Genomic DNA, 21,605 nt, shown 5'->3' with positions numbered 1-21,605 from the left:
CGATCAGTCGCTATAGCAGATCCAGCGGCACGAAGTCCGCGACGCCGTCGCGCCAGCGGAATTCACAGCTGACTCCGTACACATCGCCGATCAGCGCCGGGGTGAAGACGTCTTCCGGCGCCCCCTGGGCGATCAGCCGCCCGTCCCGCAACAGCAGGATGCGGTCGCAGAAGCGCGCCGCCATGGAGAGATCGTGCAGGGCCAGCACGACCGTTTTGCCCGCGTCCGCCTGGCGGCGGAAATTCTGCATCAGCTGCAACTGGTGGCGGATATCCAACGCCGCGGTGGGCTCGTCGGCAATCAGCAGTGGCGCCTCGCCGACCAGCAGCCGCGCCAGCTGTACGCGGCGCAGCTCGCCGCCGGAGAGCTGGGTCACCGGGCGCCCGGCGAACTCGAGCCCATCCACCAGTTTCAGTGCCGCGCTCACGCGCCGCGCGCTATCCGCCGGCCGCCCCCAGGGCAGAAGGCCCAGCGCCACCAGGTCGGCCGCGGCGAGACTCCAGGCCGGGGTTTCCGACTGGGGCAGATAGGCACCGAGGCGCGCGCGCTCGGCGGCGGAAAACTGCCGCGCGTCGCGACCGTCAAAGGCGATCTCCCCCGAGCCGGGAACCAGCACGCCGGCCAGGCACTGCAGCAGGCTGCTCTTGCCGGCGCCATTGGGCCCCACCACCGCGGTCAGTTCAAAGGGTTTGAAAACACAGTTGATATCCGCCAGCACCTGCCGGCGCCCGCGCGCCAGGCCGAGCTTCAGGCAGGAAACTTCCAGAGTTCGCGCTTCGGTCACAGCTGCTGCCCCCTGCGTGCACTGACGATCAGCCAGAAAAAGAAGGGCGCCCCGATAAAGGCGGTCACGGCGCCGATTCTCAGTTCCTGCGCGCCGACAAAATTGATCACCAGAATATCCGCCAGCAGCAACAACAGCGCCCCCGCCAGCGCGCTGGCCCACAGCAGCCGGCCCGGGTCCCGCCGCACCAGCGGCCGCATCAGGTGCGGCACGACCAGGCCGACAAAGCCGATGGTGCCGGCCACCGCCACCGCCGCACCCACGGCGCTGGCGATTCCCAGCAGGACCAGTAGCGGATAGCGGCGGCCGCGAAAGCCGAGGGAGGCCGCGCTTGCCTCGCCCAAAGAGAGCGCGCGCAAATAGTTACGCGCGAAATACAGGAGCGCCGCACCGAGCAACACGAAGGGAAAAGCCAGCAGCAGTTGATCCCAACCGCGGTTAGCCAGCGAGCCGAGCAGCCAGAAGACGATCTCCTGCATCGCGAACATGCTCGGCGCGTAGTTCAGGGCCAGCGCCATCAGCGCAGACAGAAAGGCGTTGATGGCCACGCCCGCCAACACCAGCCTGCTGGCGCTGGCACCGCGCCCGGCCAGCAGCCACACGCAGGCCGCCGCGCAGAAGGCACCGGCTATGGCCAGCGCCGGCAGCAGCCAGCCGGACTGCCAGGCGAGCCCGTAATAGAGCAGCAGAATCGCGGCCAGCGCCGCGCCGCTGGATACGCCCAGCAGGGCCGGCTCCGCCAGCGGATTGCGCAACCAACCCTGCATGGCCGCGCCGCCCATGCCCAGCGCCGCGCCCACCAGCACCGCCAACAGCGCGCGCGGCAGGCGCAGCTGCCACAGGATCACGGCGTCGCCGCTGTCGCTGCGCCAGCCCTGGCTCAGGGCCGCAACGAGATCGACGGGCACAGGGCCGCTCGCCAGCGCCGCGAGCAGTGCCAGCGGCAGGGCAGCCATTAACAGCGCGAGCGCGGATTTATCGCGATTCAACAAGTGTTTTTCTCTTATCTGTCAGCTGTTGCAGCACACCCGCCGCGACCAGCGCGGGGCAGAACCCCAGTTCCTTCGGCAGCGTATAGGTGCGGCCGCTATCGATATAGCGTTTCAGTACCGGGTGGCGCGCGGCCAGGTGCGCAATGGCGAAATCTTTTTCGCCGCCGTAAAAAACCAGCAGATCCGGCCGCATCGCGATCACCTCCTCCAGGCTGACCCTGCCGAGCTGCTCGATACCGCGCTGCGCGGCCAGATTGTCAAAACCCGCGCGCTCGAGCAACTGGTGTTCCAACATGCCCCCGCCATAAGTAATGTTGTTGGCGGAGAGTATCAGCGCGGAGCTTCTCTCCCGCACTGGCGGCCGCTCGAGCAGCGACTGCAGCTGGCGCCGCTGTTCTTGCAACGCCGGCAGCCGGCCGAGGACCTTCTGCAGTGCGTCCAGTTGCGTCACCAGCTGCTCCAGACTGTAGGCGTCGGGGATGGAGACCACATTCAAACCGAGTTCGCGCAGCCGCCGCGCCGCGCGCTGCGCGCCGAACTGGCCCACCAGAATCAGGTCCGGCTGCAGGCGCAACAGCTCCTCCGCCTGGCCGCGGTTCAGGTACACCTGCGGCGGCAGGGGCGCCGAGCGGTAGTGCTGGTCGGCGGAGAGCCAGGTGACCGAGGCGATTTTCTCCGGGGCCACCCAGTGGAGGAGCAGCTGGTCCAGGCACAGGTTCAGGGAGGCGATGCGCTCGTAGGCGCTTGCATTTGTGGATAGCAGCAGCGCAATCAGCAGGAGTGTTTTTTTCACGGCGTTTTTTTCCCACTGCAATTCTTGCGGAGCTCCTGCTCAGCTCATATCGATCGCGGCCAGCGCCTCGGCCAGGGTTTTTACCGGGCGCATCTCCATGCCATCGATATCGTTTTTCAGCCGGTTGGCGGCGGGCACTATGGCCTTGCGGAAGCCGTGCTTGGCCGCTTCGCGCAGCCGCTCCTGGCCCGACGGCACCGGGCGTATCTCTCCGGCCAGACCCACTTCGCCGAACACCATCAGGTCGCGCGGCAGCGGGCGGTTGCGGAAGCTGGACACCACCGCCAGCAGCAGGGTCAGGTCGGCGCTGGTCTCCATCACTTTGACCCCGCCGACCACATTGATAAACACATCCTGGTCGCCGACCAGCACGCCGCCGTGGCGGTGCAGCACGGCGAGCAGCATATTCAGCCGGTTCTGATCCAGCCCCACCGCGACCCGGCGCGGGTTGCCGAGGCTGCTGTCGTCCACCAGCGCCTGCAGTTCCACCAGCAGCGGGCGGGTGCCCTCCCACACCGAGGTCACCACCGAGCCGGCCGCCACTTCCTCGGCACGCTGCAGGAAAATGGCCGAAGGGTTCGAGACCTCCTTCAGGCCCTGCTCGGTCATCGCGAAGACCCCCAGCTCGTTGACCGCGCCGAAGCGGTTCTTGTGCGCGCGCAGGGTGCGGAAGCGGGAGTCGTGGGTGCTCTCAAGCAGTATCGAGCAGTCGATGATGTGCTCCAGCACCTTGGGCCCGGCGAGGCTGCCGTCCTTGGTCACGTGGCCGACCAGAATCAGCGCGGTGCCGGTCTGCTTGGCGTAGCGGGTCAGGTAGGCAGCGCTCTCGCGCACCTGGGCCACGGAGCCCGGGGCCGACTGCACCTCGCTCATATGCATCACCTGGATGGAGTCCACGACCATTACCTTCGGCTTGACCTCCTTGGCCACATGGCAGATGCGCTCAACATCGGTTTCACTCAGCATCTGCAGGTGCTCCGCCGGCAGCCCCAGGCGCTTCGCGCGCATGGCCACCTGCTGCAGGGATTCCTCGCCGGTCACATAGAGTGCGGGCATGGCCCTGGACAGGTGGCACAGGGTCTGCAGCAGGATGGTCGACTTGCCGGCGCCCGGGTGGCCGCCGATCAGCACCACCGAGCCGGGCACCAGGCCGCCGCCGAGCACCCGGTCCAGCTCCGACGCGGAGGTGGGGATGCGCGGCAGCTCGCCGAGGTCGATCTCCGAGAGTTTCTGCACCCTGCCCTGGCCCGCGGCGCCGGCGTAGCCGCTCTGGGCATCGGTGAAGTTGGCCGCGCGGCTGTCTTTGTGCTCCGGTCCCAGGCGCACCTCGCTGAGGCTGTTCCAGGCGCCGCAGGCGCTGCACTGCCCGGCCCACTTCGAGTAGTCGGCACCGCACTCGTTACAGACGTAAGCGGTTTTCTGCTTCTTGGCCAAGGCCGTTCCCCCCGGGAAATCTCGCATACAGGGCGCAGAGTTTACCCGCCGCGGCGGGCCGGGGAAAACGCGGAATCAATCGGTGACGATCACCGGCGTGCCCACCGGCGCATAGCGGTAGAACTTCTGCGCCATATGCCGGGGCATGCGCACGCAGCCGTGGGAGGCGGGGTAGTTGGGCACGTCGCCGGAGGCGTGGAAGCCGATACCGCCGTTGAAACGGATAAAGTAATCCATCTTGGCACCGCGGTAGTAGGTGCCCGGCGGGCGGCGGTGTTTGCGGGTGTCCACATCGGCGCGCACTACCCGGTGGGTGTTCCTGTCCACATAGCTGCCGTAGAGGGTGGATCTGTGTTTGAGCTTCTTGCCCTTGACCCTATAGCGCCCTTTCGGAGTCCGGAAACCGGCCTTGCCGGATGAGACGCGGGATACGCCCACCAGTTTGCCGCCCTTGTAGAAGTAGGCCCGCTGCTCGCCGAGAGACACCCGTATCGAGGGCGCCCCGGGGCTGTTGGCCGCGGCCTCCTCATCGAACCAGCTGGCGGGCGCGGCAGCGGCCGGGATCGCCAGCAGGGCGACAAGGCACATCGCCAGCGCGGTGATTGTGAGTCTGTACTGCCTGATCGGGTGCATAAACACTCCTCCCGCATAGGGCAGCTTAATGTCGCCGGGCCCCCATCACTACCCGCAGTTGCACCGGCGGAGACCAGCTCCTAAACTGCTGCGACTCTACTTTGCAGAAGATCCCCATGCGCACCGGAGTCGCCCGCACACTGCTGCTGATACTGCTACTGGTCCTCGCCGGCCAGGCGTCGGCGGCACCCTGCGATTCCGGCGGCGATATGTCGATGCCGGTGGATATGACGGGCGACCACCAGTCCCACTGCGCGCCCGGCGCCGACGGCGATCACGCAGCGCCAGGCTGCGGCGATCACGGCGGCGACTGCGAGCCGAACTGCGGCTGCTGCCCCGGTCACTGCGCCGGCGCCCTGCCCGCCGGCGATACCAAGGCCATGGCCCTGCGCGCAAACTCCGCGGCCACCGGCTACCGCGAACTCAACTCCTCTCCCGAACCCGAAGCGGCCCTGCGCCCTCCCATTCGCGGCCCCATCCCGAACTAAAGGGGCGAGTGTGCCCGGCGCCACTCCCCTCCCCGATCGATCCCGCGCGCGCCCGATTGCGCTGCGCGACCGCCGCCTGTTTAGAGAAGAGTTGAAACCATGTATCGCAAACTGTTTACCGCCAGCCTGCTGTCGCTGGCACTCACCGCCTGCGCCGAAGAGAAAACGCCGACCACCGATTCCGTCGAACTGACCACCTACAAGTCCGCCAGCTGCGGCTGCTGCAAGCTGTGGATCGATCACGCCAGGGACAGCGGCTTCTCCGTCACCGCCAATGACGTCGATGACCTCAACGGGGTGAAAGACCGGCACGGCATTGCCCCCCGTTTCCAGTCGTGTCACACCAGCGTGTCCGCCGACGGTTACGTTTTCGAGGGACATGTGCCCGCGAAACTGGTGCAACGCTTCCTGCAGAATCCGCCCGAGGGCGCCAGGGGCTTGGCGGTGCCGGGTATGCCGCCGGGCAGCCCGGGCATGGAAATGGCCCCCTTCGCCCCCTATCGGGTACTGCTGATTGGTGCCGACGGCAGTCACAGCGTCTACGCCGAAGTGCGGTCCGCCGAGCAGCAGTATTGAGGGAACAGGGATGAAAAAAATCGGGAAATACCACCAGCCGCCGGCCTCGCCCGGTCGCCGCAGGTTCGTCACCGGCATCGCCGCCGGTGCCGCGCTGTTGGGCATGCCCGCCGCCCTCGCCGGTGCACCGCGCCGTGCGCCCGCCCCGCGGGCACTGCGCGGCGATGTCTTCGATCTGCGGGTCGGCTACACGCCGGTCAACTTCACCGGCCGCGAGCGCACCGCGGTGACCGTCAACGGCAGTCTGCCCGGGCCGATACTGCGCTGGCGGGAGGGGCAAACGGTCACGCTGAAGGTCACCAACGGCCTTGCCCACGACACCTCGATCCACTGGCACGGCATTATCCTGCCGAGCGATATGGACGGCGTGCCCGGGCTCAGCTTCGCCGGCATCAGACCCGGCGAGACCTTCACCTACCGCTTCCAGGTCAATCAGAGCGGCACCTATTGGTACCACAGCCACTCGGACTTCCAGGAGCAGCAGGGCCTGTACGGCGCCATAGTGGTCGATCCGGCCGACGCCGATCCGGTGGCCAGCGACCGCGACTACGTGGTGCTGCTTTCCGACTGGAGCGACGAATCGCCCCACGATATCTACGCCAAGCTGAAAAAAGAGAGCCACTACTACAATCGCCGCCGCCGCACCGCCGCCGACCTGTGGCGGGAAGTAAAAGAGAAGGGCGTGGCGGCGACCTGGCGCGACCGCGCTATGTGGAACGAGATGCGCATGGCCGACACCGACATCTCCGACGTCACCGGCTACACCTATACATTTTTGATGAACGGCCAGACGCCGGACGACAACTGGACGGCGCTGTTCAGGCGCGGCGAAAAAGTGCGCCTGCGCTTTATCAACGCCGCCGCCATGACGATTTTCGATATCCGCATCCCTGGCCTGAAGATGACGGTGGTCGCCGCCGACGGCCAGAACATCGAGCCGGTCACGGTGGACGAATTCCGCATCGGCGTGGCCGAAACCTACGACGTGATCGTCGAGCCGGACGGCGACAGCGCCTATACCCTCTTCGCCCAGACCATAGACCGCAGCGGCTTCGCCCGCGGCACCCTGACTCCCGAGCCCGGCCTGCGCGCCGAAGTGCCGCCGATGGACTATGCCCCGGTACTGACGCACCGCGATATGGGGATGGCCCACGCGATGGGGGGAATGGATCACGGCGGACACCAGATGGGAGCTATGGACCATTCCCGGCACGGCGGTATGAGCGGCATGGACCATTCGCGGCATCGGATGGGCGGTATGGACCACTCGCAGCACCGCAACGCCGATCACAGCCGGCACAAAGCCGGGGCTGAGGACTACAGCCTGCACGGCGGCCGCCCGGAACTCGGCGGTATGCGGGGCGTCTGGTACACGGAAGACCTGGGGCCTGCCGGCCACGGCAGTGACAGCCCGATAGTGCACCTGCCGAGCGAATACGGCTACGGCGTGGACATGCGTTCGGAGATGCCGATGAGCGGCCTGCACGACCCCGGCATAGGTCTGCGCGACCATATGCAGCGCTACGGCCGGCGCGTGCTGAATTACGGCGATATCCGCAACCTGGCGCCGACCATCGACCGCCGCGAACCGGCACGGGAACTGCAGCTGCACCTGACCGGCAATATGGAGCGCTATATGTGGTCCATGGACGGTATCAAGTTCAGCGACGCCGAGCCGCTGATGCTGAAGTACGGCGAGCGCATCCGCATCACGCTCGTCAACGACACCATGATGACCCACCCGATCCACCTGCACGGCATGTGGAGTGAGCTGGAAACCGGCGATGCCGAGTACATCCCGCGCAAGCACACGGTGCTGGTGCAGCCGGGCGCGAAGATCAGCTACCTGGTCACCGCCGACGCCTACGGCCGCTGGGCCTACCACTGCCACCTGCTGTACCACATGCCGGGCATGTTCCGCGAAGTGCGCGTTGTCTGAGGAGTGCGACCATGAAACCAATCATTATTTTATCGGCCGCACTCGCAGCCAATGCTGCCCTGGCCCTGGAAGACATGCCCCATCACGGCCACGGCGATCGGGTCGCGCAAGCGGGTTCCTACCCGGCCGGACAGGGCACAACCAGCAACCTGGAACACGCGCCGGATTCCCCGGATCACGTCATGGACCACGACGTGCTGCTGACCAAGGTCACTTTCGACCAGCTGGAGGTGCGCGAGCACGACGGCGGCGCACTGAAGGGCGACCTCTGGTTCGGCGGCGACCGCAACAAACTGTGGCTGAAAACCGAGTGGGAGCGGAGCGAAGGGGAAACGGAGAAGGCAGAACTGCACGCGCTCTACAGCCGCGCCGTGGCGCCCTACTGGGATCTGCAGATGGGCGTGCGCCACGACTTCGAAGCGGAGAGCGACAGCCGTAACTGGGGCGCAATCGGCTTCAACGGCCTGGCGCCCTACTTCTTCGAGGTGGACTCGGCGCTGTTTGTCGGCGAGGACGGCGACACTGCCCTGCGCCTGGAGGCGGAGTACGAGCTGTTGTTCACCCAGCAGTGGATTCTGAGCCCGGAGATAGAGGCGGATTTCTTCGGCCAGAACGACCGCGAGGCCGGCACCGGCTCCGGCCTTTCGGACGTCGAGCTGGGCCTGCGTTTGCGCTACGAATTTACCCCGCAGTTCGCCCCCTATATCGGCGTGCACTACGAGAGGAAATTCGGCAACGCCGCCGACTTCGCCCGCGACGAGGGCGAGCATACCAGTGTCACCAGTTGGGTGATCGGACTGCACAGCTGGTTTTGAGCCCTCCCTTCACGCCAAGTTGGGGGCTGTGGCGGCCGAGTAGTGCGGGTATTTCGAGAACCTATCCGGGCAGGCGCCGCCGGCTGTGTGCAACCCAGGCCGGTGGCGTATTCCCGACAGTACCCGCGCGCCCGCTATTTCCAGCGGACCTACTGCACCATCGACATCACGACACGGTCGAAGATGCGGTCGCCGAACCACTTGCGCATAAACATCATCGGCTTGGCGTACTTGCCCCCGGCATAGCGGGTCTTCGGCCGGCGCGCGCGCACCGCCTTCAACACCAGATCCGTGATCACCGAGGGCGGCGACAAATTGCCCTTTTCCTGGCTGTTCCTGCCCAGCTCCGCGACCTTGCTGGCCATGGGGCCGTACGGGCCCTGGCCGGAGCGCTCCAGCATCGGGCCGCCCATCACGTCGGCAAACTCGGTGGCGATGGCACCGGGCTCGATGATCACCACATCGATACCGAACTGCTGCACCTCGATGCGCAGGCAGTCGGACCAGCCCTCCAGCGCATGCTTGGTGGCGTGATACCAGGCACCGAGCGGCGTATATACCTTGCCGCCCATGGAGGAGATATTGATGATCCTGCCCGAGCCTTTCTCGCGCATATGCGGCAACACCAGTTGCGTCAGGCGCGCGAGGCCGAACAGGTTCACCTCGAACTGATAGCGGGCGTCGTCGATACTGGTGTCCTCCACCGCGCCGTACATGCCGAAGCCGGCATTGTTGATCAGCACATCGACGCCACCGTGGTCCCGCTCGATCTGCGCCACGACAGACTCGATATCTCCCGACAGGGTGATATCCATCGGCAGCGGAATAATGCCCTCGGCCCTGAGGTCCTCCATTTTCTCCACGCGGCGCGCCGCCGCGTAGACGACCATCCCCTGCTTCGCCAGCGCCCGGGCGAAGTCCTTACCCATACCGGAGGAAGCACCGGTAACCAGTGCAACTTGCTTGCTCATTTCAATTGCCTCTCTTACTCATTCGACAAATCAATTCGGATACCGGGGTCACTGGCTGGTCGCCAGTTGCGCCGGTTCGCGCACCATTTCTTCGCGCCACCAGGCCAGTGATTCTGCTGGCGTACGCACAGATAGCGGGGCGCCGATAATCGGCGTCACCAAACGGACCCCGAACTGTTCCGCGGCGATGGCCGCGCGCTCGAGCGGTTCGTACCAGTCGTGCAGGGCCAGGTCGAACGTACTGTTGTGGATCGGCAGCATCGCTTTGCCGCGCAGGTCCAGATGCGCCTGCACACTCTGCTCCGGCAACATATGGATCTGGCTCCAAAGCTCGTTGTAGGCACCGGTTTCGATCAGGGTCAGGTCGAAGGAGCCGAAGCGCTCACCGATTTCCTTGAAGCCGTTGAAATAGCCGCTGTCGCCACTGAAAAAGATGCGCGCTTCATGGCTTTCGATCGCCCAGCTGGCCCAGAGGGTTTCGTCCCGGTCGGTCAGGCCGCGGCCGGAAAAATGCTGCGCCGGCGTCGCGGTGAATTTCAGGCTGCCGACGGAAACCGACTGCCACCAGTCGAGCTCGACGATCTTGTCACTGGCAATCCCCCAGCGGCGCAGGTGATTGCCCACTTTCAGCGGTGTGATGAAGCGCTCCACCCTGCCGTCCAGCGCCAGCACGCTGGCCTTGTCCAGGTGGTCGTAGTGGTCGTGGCTGATCACCACCGCCTTGATACGCGGCAGGGCGTCCAGCTCCAGCGGCAGCGGATGGAAGCGCTTGGGCCCCATCCACTGCACCGGCGAGGCCCGCTCACTGAACACCGGGTCAGTCAGCACATACTCACCGTCCAGGCGCATCAGCACAGTGGAGTGGCCGAGGCGGTACACGGTCGCCTCTCCCTGCCCCCGCGCCAGTTCCGCCGCGGGAATGGGACGCAGCGGCAATGGCCCGGCGGGCGCCGGCGCCACCCGCTCTGCGCAAACATAGGCCTTGATTATGTCGACCATGTTGCCGGGCTGAGCCCGGTAGTCGGCGGATGTGTTGCGAAATTTTTCTGCCTGCGTCGAACAGGCACTGAAAACACCAATGGTCATAAACATCACCCCTGCGAGTGCGAACCAGCGAAGTTTCATGGAGACCCCATAAAGTAAACTATACTGTGCAGTGTAAATTCAGGATCGCCAGAAGTAAACTGGCTAGTGTAAAATTTATCCGGATGACGGACAGGGCGCTGACTACCCAGTCCAAAACGGGACAGCCGAGAAGCCGATGAGCGACAGAAAACCGACGAGAAGTGAGATAAAGCGCCAGGCGATCCTGGATGCGGCCAAGCAGGTGTTCCAGGAGCTGGGCGTACAGGGCACCAGCATGGACGAACTGGCGGCGCGGGCGCAGGTGTCGAAGCGCACCGTTTACAACCACTTCGCCAGCAAGGAGGCGCTGATCCTGGAATTGATCGGCGCACTCTGGCAGCAGGCGACGCAGTTACCGCAGGGCGCCTACGACCCGGCTGCCGATCTGCAGCCCCAGCTGTGCGCACTGATCGAGGCGGAAATCGCCGCGATCTGCAGCCGCGAATATATCGAGCTTAACCGGGTGGCGTTCGACCATTTCTTTCACCGGCCCGAGGCGCTGCAACGGGAAATGGAAAGATTTGCCGCGATCGAAACCGGCATCAAGCGCTGGATCAAGGCCGCGCGGGCGGACGGGCGCCTGCGCGAGCTGGATACGGAAATCGCCGCTGGCCAGATCCACAACCTGATCAAGGGCAGCTGCTTCTGGCCGCAGCTGATTCAGATAGCGCCGATCCTGAACGACAGAGAGCGCCGCGAACTGGCCGAGCGCACCGCGGCCATGTTTCTGAGTCACTATCAGCAATAAAAGCGGCGCTAACGCCGCTTCCGGCTCGCTCCTCCCCCCACTTTCCACTCCCTCACTCCACCACAAGCGTGCCGCGATACATCTGCATCTGGCAGGTAAACGGATACTCACCCGGCCGCGCCGCGGGGATCTTTACCGCGGTGTCGCCCTGCATCGCCAGCTGCGCGCTGACTTCCAGATCCGGAAACAGCACCCACTCGGCGCAGGGGCTCGGGTCCTCGCGGAGGAAATGCAGCGTCGCCTCTGTGCCCGCCGGCACGCGGATGCGGTCCGGCTCGTAGACGCCATCCTTCACCAGAATCCGGATTTTCCGCACATCCCCGGCCGCGGGCGCCGCGCGCCACCTGGGCCCCAGCCAGAACCACCAGACGATGCCCGCAATCAGCAGCAGGCCGATACCGTTGACCAGTAGTGTCAGCATCAGCGCACCTCCGCCGGCCGGAAAAAGCGCAGGCGATTCGCATTGCTGACCACGGTCACTGAGGACAGCGCCATGGCCGCGCCGGCGATCACCGGGCTCAGCAGGCTGCCGGTCAATGGATACAGAGCGCCGGCGGCGATCGGAATCCCCAGGGTGTTGTAGATAAAGGCACCGAACAGATTCTGCTTGATATTGCGCAGCGTCGCGCGCGACAGCTCTATCGCATCCGCGACGCCGTGCAGCGACGAGCGCATCAGGGTCACGTCGGCGGTTTCTATCGCGACATCGGTGCCGGTGCCTATGGCGAAGCCCACTTCCGCGCGCGCCAGAGCCGGCGCATCGTTGATGCCGTCGCCGGCCATGCCCAGATGCCCGCCTTTCGCCTGCAGTTCCGCGACGATGCGCTCCTTGTCCTCCGGCAGGAGTTCCGCGTGCACCTCGTCTATGCCCAGCTGTGCCGCCACCGCCTCTGCGGTGGCGCGGTTGTCGCCGGTGAGCATCTGGATTTCCAGGCCGAGGCTCTTGATTCTCTGTATCGCGGATTTTGCGTCCTCGCGCAGCGGGTCCGCCACCGCAATCAGGCCCGCGGCCGCGCCGTCCACCGCCGCATAGATAGCCGTGCGCCCCTCGGCGGCAAGCGCTTCGGCGGCCGCCACCCACGGGGAGATATCGATATTTTCGCGCAGCATGAATTTGCGGTTGCCGAGCAGTATTTTCTTGCCGTCCACTGTGCCGGAGACACCGTGGGCGGTGATTGCCTCAAAGTCGCTCACAGTCGCCAGTTTCAGCCCCCGCTGTTTCGCCGCGGACACTATGGCCTCCGCCAGCGGGTGCTCGGACGCCTGCTCCAGGCTGGCCAGCAGGCGCAGCAGTTCCCGCTCGTCGCCATCTGCCTGCAGGTCGGTGACCCTGGGGGCGCCCACGGTGAGGGTACCGGTCTTGTCCACCACCAGGGTGGTCAGCTTGCTGGCCTGTTGCAGCGCCTTGCCATTGCGCACCAGCACGCCGTGTTCGGCGCCCTTGCCGACGCCCACCATCACCGACATGGGCGTAGCCAGCCCCAGCGCACAGGGGCAGGCGATAATCAGCACCGCGGTGGCCACCACCAGCATATGCGCGACTTTCGGATCCGGCCCCCAGTTAAACCAGATCAGTGCCGACACTGTGGCGACGATCATGACGGCCGGCACGAACACGGCGGAAATCCTGTCCGCCAGGCGCGCGATGGGCACGCGGGAATTCTGCGCCTTCTTCACCAGCTCGATAATCTGCGCCAGGCGGGTCTCGGCGCCGATCTTCTCCGCAACGAACAGCAGGGTCCCGTTCTTGTTCAGAGTGCCGGCGGACAGGAAATCGCCCGCGCCTTTCCGCACCGGCAGCGGCTCACCGGTGAGCATGGATTCGTCCACCAGACTGCCGCCGTCGATCACCGTGCCGTCCAGCGGAATTTTCTCGCCCGGGCGCACGCGCAGGTGCTCGCCCGGCAGCACCTCTTCCACCGGCACATCCACCTCTTCGCCGCCGCGCAGCACCCGCGCACTGGTCTCCTGCAACGCCAGCAGCTTCTCCACCGCGGCACTGGTCTTGCCGCGGGCGCGCACCTCCAGCGCCTGGCCCAGGTTGATCAGGCCGATAATCATCGCACTGGCCTCGAAGTAGACGTGGCGCGCCATCTCCGGCAGCAGCTGCGGCACCAGCACCACCAGCATCGAGAAGGCCCAGGCGGTGCCGGTACCCAGCGCGATCAGCGTGTCCATATTCGCGTTGTGATGGCGGAAGGCCTTCCAGGCGCCGGTGAAGAAGTGACCGCCGCAGTAGATGAGCACCGCCAGCGTGAGAAGACCGACCAGGCCCCAGGCCAGCTGCTGGCCGGGGCTGTGCACCGACATCTCACCGGTGACCAGGCCCCAGGCCATCAGCGGCAGGCCGAGGCCCAGCGCCAGCCCCGAGCGCCACAGCAGGTCGCGGTAGTGGGCGCGGTCCGCGGCGCGCTGCCGCTCGCGCAGTTCGCGCTCGCCGACAGTGGCCAGCGCCGCGCCGTAGCCGGCCTCCTCAATGGCCCGGATGCAGGCGTCCGCGGTGGCGGAGCCCTGCACCGCGACCGTCCTCTCCGCCAGGTTGACCCGCGCCTCATCGACACCGGGCAGTCGCCGCAGCGCGCCCTCGATCTTGTTGACGCAACTGGCGCAGGAGGCGCCGCTCAGGGTAAAGGTCTGTTTGCTCTGCACCATCTTTCCATCCTAGCCATGGATCACCGGCGGGGAGCTTAGGGGCTTCCCGCCAGGGGAAGGCAAGACCTCCATGCGACGGCCAACGGGGGGTGGTAGAATCGCGCCATGAAACACCCCCTGCTCCCGGAAAGACCCCTCAGCCTCTCCCCCACTCTGGCCGCCACCCTCGGCCTGGAGGAGGCGGTGCTATTGACCGCGCTCGGGGACCTGCTGCCTTTCCTGCCGGTGGAGTCCCACCCGGGGCGCGACTGGTACACGGCCGACGGCGAGCAGCTGCAGCAGCTGCTGCCCTTCTGGCAGCCGGCGGATATCCAGCGGGTGGCCACCAGCCTGCGCAACCAGGGGGCGCTGCTGCTGGGCGCGGCCCCCTACGGCAGCAGCGAGATACTCAAGTTCGCGCTGCCGCTGGGCAAAGCCCAGCCGGAAACGCCTGCGCCGCCGGCCGCGCGCAGCGCCAACACCATCTCGCCGAACTGGCAGCCGGACGCCGAGACGATGGCGCGCATCGCCCAGCTCGGGGTGCCCGAGCACTTCGTGCGCGAGCAGCTGCCGGAGTTCGTCACCTACTGGCGCGAGCGGGGCGAGCCGCGCCACTCCTTCGGCGCCCTGTTCCTGAAGCAGGTCAAGAGCAAATGGGAGGCCTTCCGCGCGACGGCGCAGCGCAAGCAGCCGCTGCCCGAGGACTGGCGCCCGAACGAGGAGACGCTGCGCAAGCTGTCCGACGAGGGGGTGCCCAGCACCTTCGTGCAGCGCGCCCTGCAGCGCTTCGTCGACTACCACCGCTCCAGCGGCAAGCAGTCCATCTCCTGGGATCTGGAGTTCAACGACTGGGTCATGGAGGACTGGGAAAAGCAGGACGCGCCCTTTATCGAGAAGCGCAAACCCACCCCGATGACCCGCGACTGGCAGCCCAGCGAACACACCTGGGAACAGCTCAGGCGCCTGGCCATCAATCCCAGCTTCGCCGCCGAGCTGCTGCCGGAATTCATCTACAAGTGGCTCGAGCGCGGCGGCCACAGCGCCCGCTGGGGCGAGCTGTTTATCGAATACGCGCGCGAGGAGTGGGCCTACTACTGCCAGGGCATCGAGAAGAACCCGGTGGCCAAGCCGATACCGCGCAACTGGCAGCCGGGCAGCGACTGCTTGAGCCACCTGGTCAACCAGTGTGAAATAGACCGGGATTTCGCCCTCTCTTTGGTACCCGAATTCATCCTCTACTGGCGCGGCCAGAACGCCGCGCGCAAGAGCTGGGACGCCGTCTTCGTGCGTCACGCGCGCCACCAGTGGGCGGAGCGCAACAAGCTGGCAATAGGAAACGCATATGGCAGGCAAGATACCAACCACCCGACAAACCAGCGCAACCAGAACCAGCGGACAAGGGACAGATCCATCGGCGACATACTCACAGACACAAACTGGTAGCGCCGAACAGCTGAACGACAAGAAGCGCGCTATCAACGAGGTCTTCGCGCTGTTCAAGCTGAACTATCACAACCAGTTCAGCGCCGCCTTCCCGGACACAGAGACGCTGCATCACGCCAAGCGCCTGTGGCTGGAGGCGCTGGCCGCCTTCGAGCCGCAGGAGATTATGGCCGGCGCCAAGCGCGCGATACTGCAGAGCGAATACCTGCCCACGGTGCACAAGATGCTGACGCTCTGTGCCGCCGGCGAAAACGGCCTGCCCGAGGCCCGCGCCGCCTACCGCGAGGCCTGCAACGCCCCCAGCCCCAAGGCCAACCACAACTGGAGCCACCCGGCGGTCTACCACGCCGGGCGCGAATCCAACTGGTTTTTCCTCGCCAACAACCCGGAGTCGGTGGCCTACCCGGTTTTCGCCGAGCACTACCGCAAAATCTGCGCGCGGGTATTGGAGGGAGAGAAGCTGCCGGCGCCGCAGCAGCTGAAGCTCGAGGACAACCCCGGCAAGCCGCTGTCGAAGGAGGAGAATGCGAAGAAGCTCGCGGCGCTGCGGGCCGAGCTCGACCTGTAATACCAGGGCCGAAGGCGCCGTGAATGCGCGGCGCGGCCGCTCCTACAGATTAACGATAAACCAGAGCAGTAACGGAAAAGGCGGTAAAAAACTCACTCCCAACCCAGCAGGTAACGCCATGAAACGGCCACTCCCTCTGCTAGCGGTACCCCTCCTCAGCGTCTGCGCCCAGGCACAGGCAGACTTCTACTCCCACCGATACGCCGGCTTCGGTTACAGCGATGTCGAGGCGGCCGGTTTCTGCAGCGGTGCCGCGCAATTCGTGCAGCGCCTGAACCTCACCGGACAGACGGCCGACACCAACAGCTGCGGCGAGCGCGGCGACGGCTGGAAAGTCTACGGCGGCTGGCGCTGGACACCGCACCTGGCGGTAGAGGCCAGTTACCAGCAGCTGGCGGGCGCCGAGCTGGATTTCCGTATCGACGCCGACAGCGGCGAGTACCTGCAGTTCGAGGACGAAATCGAAACCCAGCTGTTGAACGCCTTCTTCGTCGGCCACTGGCCGCTCGCCGAAGGGCTCAGCCTGTTCGGCAAACTGGGCGGCGGCCTGTGGCACTCGGAACTGTCCGAGCGCCAGTCCGGCGAGTTGTTTTTCATCTATCAGATTGCCGAAGAGGAATTCGAAGAGCGCCTGACCGAAGTCAGCGGCAAGGCCGCCGAAGTCGACAACGGCCTCCACTGGGGCTACGGCTTCGGCCTCAGCTACCGCTACCGCAACCAGTGGACGCTGCGCGCCGAGTGGGAGACCTTCTCCGATGTGGGCAGCGAGGATCTGCGCAGCGGGTTTGATGTGGAGGCCGCGTCTTTGGGGTGGAGTATGCACTTTTAGCTGACACCGATCGCGGCCATGGGCCGCGATCGGACCAGCCGTTATCGCAACTGCAATTTCTCCGCGACGTCCGCCCAGGAAACCAGCTTGAAATTCTGCGCCCCGCCGGGCAGCCGGTTGCGTCCGTCCTGCACCACCAGCAGCCCCTGCGGATAGTCGGGCCCCAGCGCCGCACTGGTGACCTCCAGGCCGTCGGTTTCAGAGCTGCCGTCGATGCCCAGGTCCAGATTCATCTCCACGCGGAAATGGCCGACGAACTCACTGCCGTCGCGGCTGAACAGCGCGTAGCTGTCGCTGCCCTGGCTGGATACCACCAGGTAACTCCGCTCGCCGCCGAGATAGAGACCCAGACCCTCGACATCGGCCACCAGCCGCTCGCCGTCCACGGCGGCCACCAGTTGCGGCCTGGCCTCGCCGGCGGCAAAGGCGGCGAGATCCAGGCGCCAGACGCCGGCATCCTCCTCGCCAAAGAACAGCGTCTCGCGCTCGTCGTCGACCACGCAGCCCTCCACCTGGCTCGCCACCGGCAGATTGGCGCGGCGGCGCAGCTGCCACTGCGCGGGATTTTCACCGAGCAGGATTTCCGCCAGGTGCAGGCCGCCGTCCTTGTCCGAGATCCAGGCAAAGGTCCTGCTGCCCTTCTGGTACAGGCAGAGGCCATAGGGATCGCCGAGGTCCATCTCGCGCAGGCCCAGGTTTTCGACTTCACCGCTAGCGGTGATGCCGAACAGGCTGATGCCGGGCGTGGAGCGGTTGGAAGCGGCGGCCAGGGCGTCGAAGCGCGGGTGTGTGACGCGGCGCAGGTCCACATTGTTGACGCGGCCGACCGGCAACTGCTGGCGCAGTCTTCCCGACAGATCATAGACGTTCAGGCCGCGCTTCTTGTCGGTACCGAGAATCAGGCTGTCGGCGGGATCCCGCGGATGGACCCAGATGGCCGGATCGTCGGCCGCGTCGCCACCGGAATTGACCGGCTGCGTCTGTGCGCGCGCGGCCACACGGGGAATATCCGCCTCTGCGCGCCGCGCCCGGATTTCCGCGCTCGGCGGCGGCAGCTCTGCGGCAAAGCGCTGCACGGCGTTGCTCTCCTCCGCGAGCGCCAGCAGTGCGCCGCCGGCGACGGCGACGGATACCGGCGCCAGGCTGTCCAGTACCCGGGAGAATACCGGCGCCGACTGCGGCAGGCTCAGGGTGTAGGCCTGTACCCTGTCGCCGGCGGCGAGCCAGAGGTGGCCGGTGGCGCCGTCGATCCACAGGCCGCCGAAGTCTTCACCCAGCTTGTCGCCGGCGGCGAACACGCGGCGCTCCTCGTCTTTCTCAGCGTCCGCGTTCAGGCGCCAGATACCCAGCGGCGGCTGCGCCACCAGCAGCTGTGCCTGCACATCGTCCACCGCGCAGCCGCTGACCTGCTCGCCGAAATACAGTGTGCGCACTTCGCTGAACTGCCAGTCCCGTCCGCGCCGGTGCACGACATATTCACGGCCGAGGCCGGATTCATCGATCGCGAATAGATGGGTGCGGCCATTCTGGCGCGACAGGCACAGCGCCGCCTGCGGTGCACTGGTCGCCTGTGCGCCCAGGAATTTCAGGTCCGGCGCGCCCCCCGCATCGAGGCCCAGTTCGCGCAGCTGAATTTCGCCCGCGTCCTCGTCGTAGGCGGCCAGCAGCCAGTGGCCACTCTGCTGTGCCTGCAGCGCAAAGCGCTCGACGCTGCCGCCGCCCAGTGACGCCACCTCATCGCCCTCTTCGCCGAGCAACACCAGTCCGCGCGTCTCGCTGGCGAGCAACAGGAAATTTTTTCCACCGAGGCTCAGCGGCGCCAGCTGGCTGGAGACCACACCGGGGACGGAGATCGACTGTTGCGGTTTCAGTGCACGGGTCCGCTCAACCGGCGGCTCACCCGTTTCGCTGCAGCCCGCCAACAGGCCGCAGAATACCGCGGCGGAAACCATTTTCAGAAAGTGCCTTTGCATCATTTTTTTCACTTTATTCGCAACGGCGGCAGTGATTTTGACTGCCGCTTCAATATGACAGAAAACATGGCAGAAAGCCCGGCGCCTCGAGAGGCGCCGGGCTTTCACTCGGGTTCTGAGCGCGGGGTCAGAAGGTGCTGTAGGTCAAACCCAGCACATAGGTGGGACCGTATTCTTCGTACTGGCCGTTGTAGCCGGCGTTGTGCACAAAGAGGGGCTCGTCGGTCAGGTTGACGCCGCTGAAAGTCAGCTGCAGGCCGTTGTCGAAGCGGTATTTCGCCGACAGGTCCAGCTGCATATGATCGTCCTCGTAGCGGTCGCCGGCCGCGTCTTCCAGATCCACTTCCAGCAGGCGCTCGCCGCGGAAAGCCGCAGACAGGCGCAGGCTGAAGGCGTCGCGCTCGTAGCCGATAATCAGGTTGCCCACCAGGTCCGCCTGGGACGGCAGCGGGATATCGTCGTCGCGCCCGCCGCCGGCGCCCAGGCTCGCTTCGGAATCGGTCAGGGTGGCGTTGGCGCGCAGCAGCAGGCCGTTGTCGAAGCCCCGGGTCCAGGCCAGTTCGGCGCCGCTCAGGGTGGCGGTGTCGCCGCTGATCGGCTGCAGGATTTCCGCCGCGTCGACGGTCAGGTCACCCACATACTGGGTGAAGTCGGCAGTGGCGGCCACGTCGGCCATGACGATAAAGTTGTCGATGCGCTTGTGGAAGAGGCCGACGGAGAACATGCCCAGGCCATCGGCGTAGTACTCGGCGGAGAAGTCCAGATTCTGCGCCTCGTAGGGATCCAGCGCCGGGTTGCCGGCTTCGACTTCCAGCTCGCCGTCGTCGTATTCGATCGCCGCCGGCGACGGATTCAGGTGACCGAAAGAGGGGCGCGAAAGCGATTCCGTGTAGGCGGCGCGCAGCACGAGTTTGTCGCTGTAGTCGTACTTGAAGTTGGCGCTCGGGAACAGCCTGCTGTAGTCGCGCTGGTAGCGGACTGCGGAGACGTAGACGTCCTCGGCCACTTCCTCGGCGCCGTCAACCGGCGCGCCGGACTCCACCACGCGGTAGCCGTCGGCGGAGAAGTCGGTGGTCTCGTAGCGCACACCGTAGACCAGACTGGCGCGATCGAAGTCGATGCTGTTCATGACGTAGAACGCGGAAATATCCTCGTTCATTACATAGTCGCGCGCGGAATCCAGCGCGGTCGCCGTCTCGTCCACCTCGAAGGCGGACAGGTTCGCGTCGATAAAGCGGTTCAATGCGCCCCGGTCGACGCCGGGGCCGAAGGCGGAGAGGCCGTAATCGACCCGGTTCAGCGCGAAGTCGGCCAGTGTGTAGTCACCGCCGAAGCCTTCGTAGGTGGTGGCGTTGAGGTCGCCGGATTTTTCGCGGCGGCGCTCGTGCAGGCCGAACTTCAGCGCGGACGGCCTGCCGGCCAGGTCGATTTCGCGGCTGAGATCGATGCGGAAGCTGACCTCCTCGTCCTCGGTGAAGTTGTCCTCGATCACCAGCTCGTCCAGCGCGTAGTTGGCGGCGTTCAGCGCCGCTTCCAAATCGGAGGCAGCGACGGCCATCTGCGGCTTGTCGCCGGCGCTGGTGTAACCCAGCTGCAGGCCCTCCTGCACGAAGTCCGCGTCGCGGCGGTGCGGTTCGGCCTCCTCGGCGTGGGAGTAACCCAGCGCATACTCGACATTCCAGAGGTCCAGGTCGTGCCCGCCGCCGAAGACGACGGACAGGATCTGCTGTTCCTCGAGCCGGTCCTTCAGGGATTTCTCCAGCGCCGCGTCTTCCCACACGGCAAAGCCGGCGCCGATACTGGCCGGGTCATCGTTCTCTTCGTCCAGCTTCCAGGAGTTGCGCTGGCGCTCCTCTTCATCTGAAAAGTCGGAATAGAGGCTGTGCAGGTACAGCTGGCTGGTCTCGGACAGGCGCAGGTCGAAGTTGGCGGCCAGGCCGGTGCGCTCGCGGGTGATGGTGTAGTCGCGCTGCTCGATTTCCGCGGCGCCGAAGGCCTCACTGCCGTCGGCGGCGGTGAATGCCTCCCAGTTGCCGTCCGTTTCGATATTGTCGGAACCGAAGTTGCGCTCCTGGTGGCTGGCGGCGATGGCGACGCCCAATGCGCGGCCGCCTTCCAGCTCAAACACGCTGGTGAAGGTGGCGGCCAGCTTGGGGCTGTGCTCACCCTGCAGTTCGCTGTAGCTGTTCTCGGCGCTGAGCTTGAACTGCTGGCCGTCGTGATCCAGCGCGTTCAGGCTCTTGATCTCGATGGCGCCGCCGATGGAATCGGCGCTCATATCCGGGGTCAGGGTCTTGAAGACTTCCAGGCTGGCGAGCAGATCGGACGGAATCACGTCCAGGGCCACGGCGCGGCTGTCGGTCTCCGGCGCCGGCAGGCTGATGCCGTTGATCGTGGCGGCGTTCAGGTTGGGATCGATACCGCGCACGCCGACGAAGCGGCCTTCGCCCTGGTCGCGGGCGATAAATACGCCCGGCATACGCTGCAGCGCCTCGGTGACGTTGGCGTCCGGCAGCTCGCCGATGGCGTCGGAGGTCTGCACCGCGACCAGCTTGTTGGACTTGCGCTGGCGCTCGATATCGCTGCTGGCGTTGGCGGCCTGGGCGGTCACCGTGATGGTCTCCATGGCCTGAGTGTCGCTATCGCCCGCGGCCCGCTGGGCGGTGGCGTTCGCGGATGCGATGGCGAGGGCCACCGCGGCCAGCGGCATGGCGAGCAGGCCCGCCCGGATACTGTTGTTCTTCATGCTGTCCCCGTTTGCGTTTTTATAAATTGGGGCGCAGCCTAGGACTCAGATATGAATCTTGCGTGACGCTTTTTTTAAGATTGTCATATTACGCGGCGACAATGGGCGCCTAAGGAA

19 protein-coding genes are annotated in these 21,605 nt (G+C 65.7%); 8 read left to right on the top strand and 11 right to left on the bottom strand.

What is annotated here, in order from left to right; all coding sequences use genetic code 11:
* Positions 1-10: 10 nt before the first annotated feature.
* From ACXAF3_RS13860 to ACXAF3_RS13840, 5 genes are read right to left on the bottom strand one after another with little or no spacing between them, the layout of a single operon-like run.
* Positions 11-784 (bottom strand): ABC transporter ATP-binding protein, encoded by a 774-nt coding sequence (locus ACXAF3_RS13860; protein WP_475112907.1) that lies wholly within the window; start codon positions 782-784, stop codon positions 11-13.
* Entirely contained in the window at positions 781-1,776 is a 996-nt protein-coding gene (locus ACXAF3_RS13855; protein ID WP_475112906.1) for a FecCD family ABC transporter permease, read from the bottom strand. The genes ACXAF3_RS13860 and ACXAF3_RS13855 overlap by 4 nt, the downstream gene beginning before the upstream one ends.
* Positions 1,760-2,569 carry an ABC transporter substrate-binding protein gene (locus tag ACXAF3_RS13850; RefSeq protein WP_475112905.1) on the bottom strand — a complete coding sequence of 270 codons (810 nt, stop codon included), beginning with the start codon at positions 2,567-2,569 and terminating at the stop codon, positions 1,760-1,762. The genes ACXAF3_RS13855 and ACXAF3_RS13850 overlap by 17 nt, the downstream gene beginning before the upstream one ends.
* A 39-nt stretch (positions 2,570-2,608) precedes the next feature.
* Positions 2,609-4,030 (bottom strand): DNA repair protein RadA, encoded by a 1,422-nt coding sequence (radA, locus tag ACXAF3_RS13845; protein WP_475112904.1) that lies wholly within the window; start codon positions 4,028-4,030, stop codon positions 2,609-2,611.
* Between the two features lie 48 nt (positions 4,031-4,078).
* A complete protein-coding gene (locus ACXAF3_RS13840) occupies positions 4,079-4,636 on the bottom strand; it encodes a L,D-transpeptidase (RefSeq protein WP_475112903.1) in 558 nt (185 codons plus the stop codon).
* Positions 4,637-4,752: 116 nt separating this feature from the next.
* Between ACXAF3_RS13840 and ACXAF3_RS13835 the strand changes: the two genes are divergently transcribed.
* The 4 genes from ACXAF3_RS13835 to ACXAF3_RS13820 all read left to right on the top strand — a co-directional run bounded on the left by ACXAF3_RS13835 (position 4,753) and on the right by ACXAF3_RS13820 (position 8,454).
* Positions 4,753-5,124: a hypothetical protein gene (locus tag ACXAF3_RS13835; RefSeq protein ID WP_475112902.1), complete on the top strand. Its 372-nt coding sequence runs from the start codon at positions 4,753-4,755 to the stop codon at positions 5,122-5,124.
* A gap of 99 nt (positions 5,125-5,223) precedes the next feature.
* Complete coding sequence (locus ACXAF3_RS13830) at positions 5,224-5,700, top strand: DUF411 domain-containing protein (protein WP_475112901.1); 477 nt, start codon at positions 5,224-5,226, stop codon at positions 5,698-5,700.
* Positions 5,701-5,710: 10 nt separating this feature from the next.
* A complete protein-coding gene (locus tag ACXAF3_RS13825; protein WP_475112900.1) occupies positions 5,711-7,639 on the top strand; it encodes a copper resistance system multicopper oxidase in 1,929 nt (642 codons plus the stop codon).
* 11 nt (positions 7,640-7,650) lie between these two features.
* Positions 7,651-8,454 (top strand): copper resistance protein B, encoded by an 804-nt coding sequence (locus tag ACXAF3_RS13820; RefSeq protein WP_475112899.1) that lies wholly within the window; start codon positions 7,651-7,653, stop codon positions 8,452-8,454.
* A 149-nt stretch (positions 8,455-8,603) separates the two neighbouring features.
* On the opposite strand, the gene ACXAF3_RS13815 is transcribed toward ACXAF3_RS13820, so the two are convergent.
* Together ACXAF3_RS13815 and ACXAF3_RS13810 are read right to left on the bottom strand one after the other, a co-directional pair.
* Complete coding sequence (locus tag ACXAF3_RS13815) at positions 8,604-9,425, bottom strand: oxidoreductase (RefSeq protein ID WP_475112898.1); 822 nt, start codon at positions 9,423-9,425, stop codon at positions 8,604-8,606.
* A 48-nt stretch (positions 9,426-9,473) separates the two neighbouring features.
* Positions 9,474-10,511: an MBL fold metallo-hydrolase gene (locus tag ACXAF3_RS13810; RefSeq protein WP_475112897.1), complete on the bottom strand. Its 1,038-nt coding sequence runs from the start codon at positions 10,509-10,511 to the stop codon at positions 9,474-9,476.
* 175 nt (positions 10,512-10,686) lie between these two features.
* On the opposite strand from ACXAF3_RS13810, the gene ACXAF3_RS13805 reads away from it, so the two are divergent.
* The gene (locus ACXAF3_RS13805; protein WP_475112896.1) at positions 10,687-11,298 is read left to right on the top strand and encodes a TetR/AcrR family transcriptional regulator; all 612 of its coding nucleotides are present in this window, start codon (positions 10,687-10,689) and stop codon (positions 11,296-11,298) included.
* 52 nt (positions 11,299-11,350) lie between these two features.
* Here the strand turns inward: ACXAF3_RS13805 and ACXAF3_RS13800 are convergent, their stop codons facing one another.
* Positions 11,351-11,719, bottom strand: coding sequence for a cupredoxin domain-containing protein (locus ACXAF3_RS13800; RefSeq protein WP_475112895.1), 369 nt, complete (start codon positions 11,717-11,719; stop codon positions 11,351-11,353).
* Positions 11,719-13,950, bottom strand: a complete 2,232-nt coding sequence (locus ACXAF3_RS13795; protein ID WP_475112894.1) for a heavy metal translocating P-type ATPase — start codon at positions 13,948-13,950, stop codon at positions 11,719-11,721. The genes ACXAF3_RS13800 and ACXAF3_RS13795 overlap by 1 nt, the downstream gene beginning before the upstream one ends.
* Positions 13,951-14,055: 105 nt before the next feature.
* Between ACXAF3_RS13795 and ACXAF3_RS13790 the strand changes: the two genes are divergently transcribed.
* From ACXAF3_RS13790 to ACXAF3_RS13780, 3 genes are all read left to right on the top strand, one after another.
* Entirely contained in the window at positions 14,056-15,372 is a 1,317-nt protein-coding gene (locus ACXAF3_RS13790; RefSeq protein WP_475112893.1) for a DnaT-like ssDNA-binding domain-containing protein, read from the top strand.
* Positions 15,272-15,940, top strand: a complete 669-nt coding sequence (locus tag ACXAF3_RS13785) for a replication protein P (protein WP_475112892.1) — start codon at positions 15,272-15,274, stop codon at positions 15,938-15,940. Before ACXAF3_RS13790 ends, ACXAF3_RS13785 begins: the two co-directional genes overlap by 101 nt.
* A gap of 118 nt (positions 15,941-16,058) precedes the next feature.
* Positions 16,059-16,769 (top strand): outer membrane beta-barrel protein, encoded by a 711-nt coding sequence (locus ACXAF3_RS13780; protein ID WP_475112891.1) that lies wholly within the window; start codon positions 16,059-16,061, stop codon positions 16,767-16,769.
* Positions 16,770-16,810: 41 nt separating this feature from the next.
* Here ACXAF3_RS13780 and ACXAF3_RS13775 read toward each other — a convergent pair whose 3' ends face one another.
* Both ACXAF3_RS13775 and ACXAF3_RS13770 read right to left on the bottom strand, forming a co-directional pair.
* Positions 16,811-18,745, bottom strand: coding sequence for a phytase (locus tag ACXAF3_RS13775; RefSeq protein ID WP_475112890.1), 1,935 nt, complete (start codon positions 18,743-18,745; stop codon positions 16,811-16,813).
* Between the two features lie 124 nt (positions 18,746-18,869).
* Entirely contained in the window at positions 18,870-21,488 is a 2,619-nt protein-coding gene (locus ACXAF3_RS13770) for a TonB-dependent receptor (RefSeq protein WP_475112889.1), read from the bottom strand.
* Positions 21,489-21,605 lie beyond the last annotated feature (117 nt).

It is taken from the genome of Microbulbifer sp. ABF4_143 (assembly GCF_056160225.1).
The sequence above is the reverse complement of the archived record's forward strand: the minus strand, read 5'-3'. Positions and strand labels throughout refer to the sequence as shown.

Excerpts from the sequence above, each read along its gene's own strand:
- ACXAF3_RS13840 (WP_475112903.1), bottom strand. The coding sequence starts at position 4,636 with ATGCACCCGATCAGGCAGTACAGACTCACAATCACCGCGCTGGCGATG.
- ACXAF3_RS13770 (WP_475112889.1), bottom strand. The coding sequence starts at position 21,488 with ATGAAGAACAACAGTATCCGGGCGGGCCTGCTCGCCATGCCGCTGGCC.
- ACXAF3_RS13810 (WP_475112897.1), bottom strand. The coding sequence starts at position 10,511 with ATGACCATTGGTGTTTTCAGTGCCTGTTCGACGCAGGCAGAAAAATTT.
- radA (WP_475112904.1), bottom strand. The coding sequence starts at position 4,030 with ATGCGAGATTTCCCGGGGGGAACGGCCTTGGCCAAGAAGCAGAAAACC.
- ACXAF3_RS13800 (WP_475112895.1), bottom strand. The coding sequence starts at position 11,719 with ATGCTGACACTACTGGTCAACGGTATCGGCCTGCTGCTGATTGCGGGC.
- ACXAF3_RS13805 (WP_475112896.1), top strand. The coding sequence starts at position 10,687 with ATGAGCGACAGAAAACCGACGAGAAGTGAGATAAAGCGCCAGGCGATC.
- ACXAF3_RS13820 (WP_475112899.1), top strand. The coding sequence starts at position 7,651 with ATGAAACCAATCATTATTTTATCGGCCGCACTCGCAGCCAATGCTGCC.
- ACXAF3_RS13780 (WP_475112891.1), top strand. The coding sequence starts at position 16,059 with ATGAAACGGCCACTCCCTCTGCTAGCGGTACCCCTCCTCAGCGTCTGC.
- ACXAF3_RS13830 (WP_475112901.1), top strand. The coding sequence starts at position 5,224 with ATGTATCGCAAACTGTTTACCGCCAGCCTGCTGTCGCTGGCACTCACC.
- ACXAF3_RS13790 (WP_475112893.1), top strand. The coding sequence starts at position 14,056 with ATGAAACACCCCCTGCTCCCGGAAAGACCCCTCAGCCTCTCCCCCACT.
- ACXAF3_RS13775 (WP_475112890.1), bottom strand. The coding sequence starts at position 18,745 with ATGATGCAAAGGCACTTTCTGAAAATGGTTTCCGCCGCGGTATTCTGC.
- ACXAF3_RS13815 (WP_475112898.1), bottom strand. The coding sequence starts at position 9,425 with ATGAGCAAGCAAGTTGCACTGGTTACCGGTGCTTCCTCCGGTATGGGT.
- ACXAF3_RS13795 (WP_475112894.1), bottom strand. The coding sequence starts at position 13,950 with ATGGTGCAGAGCAAACAGACCTTTACCCTGAGCGGCGCCTCCTGCGCC.
- ACXAF3_RS13785 (WP_475112892.1), top strand. The coding sequence starts at position 15,272 with ATGGCAGGCAAGATACCAACCACCCGACAAACCAGCGCAACCAGAACC.
- ACXAF3_RS13835 (WP_475112902.1), top strand. The coding sequence starts at position 4,753 with ATGCGCACCGGAGTCGCCCGCACACTGCTGCTGATACTGCTACTGGTC.
- ACXAF3_RS13825 (WP_475112900.1), top strand. The coding sequence starts at position 5,711 with ATGAAAAAAATCGGGAAATACCACCAGCCGCCGGCCTCGCCCGGTCGC.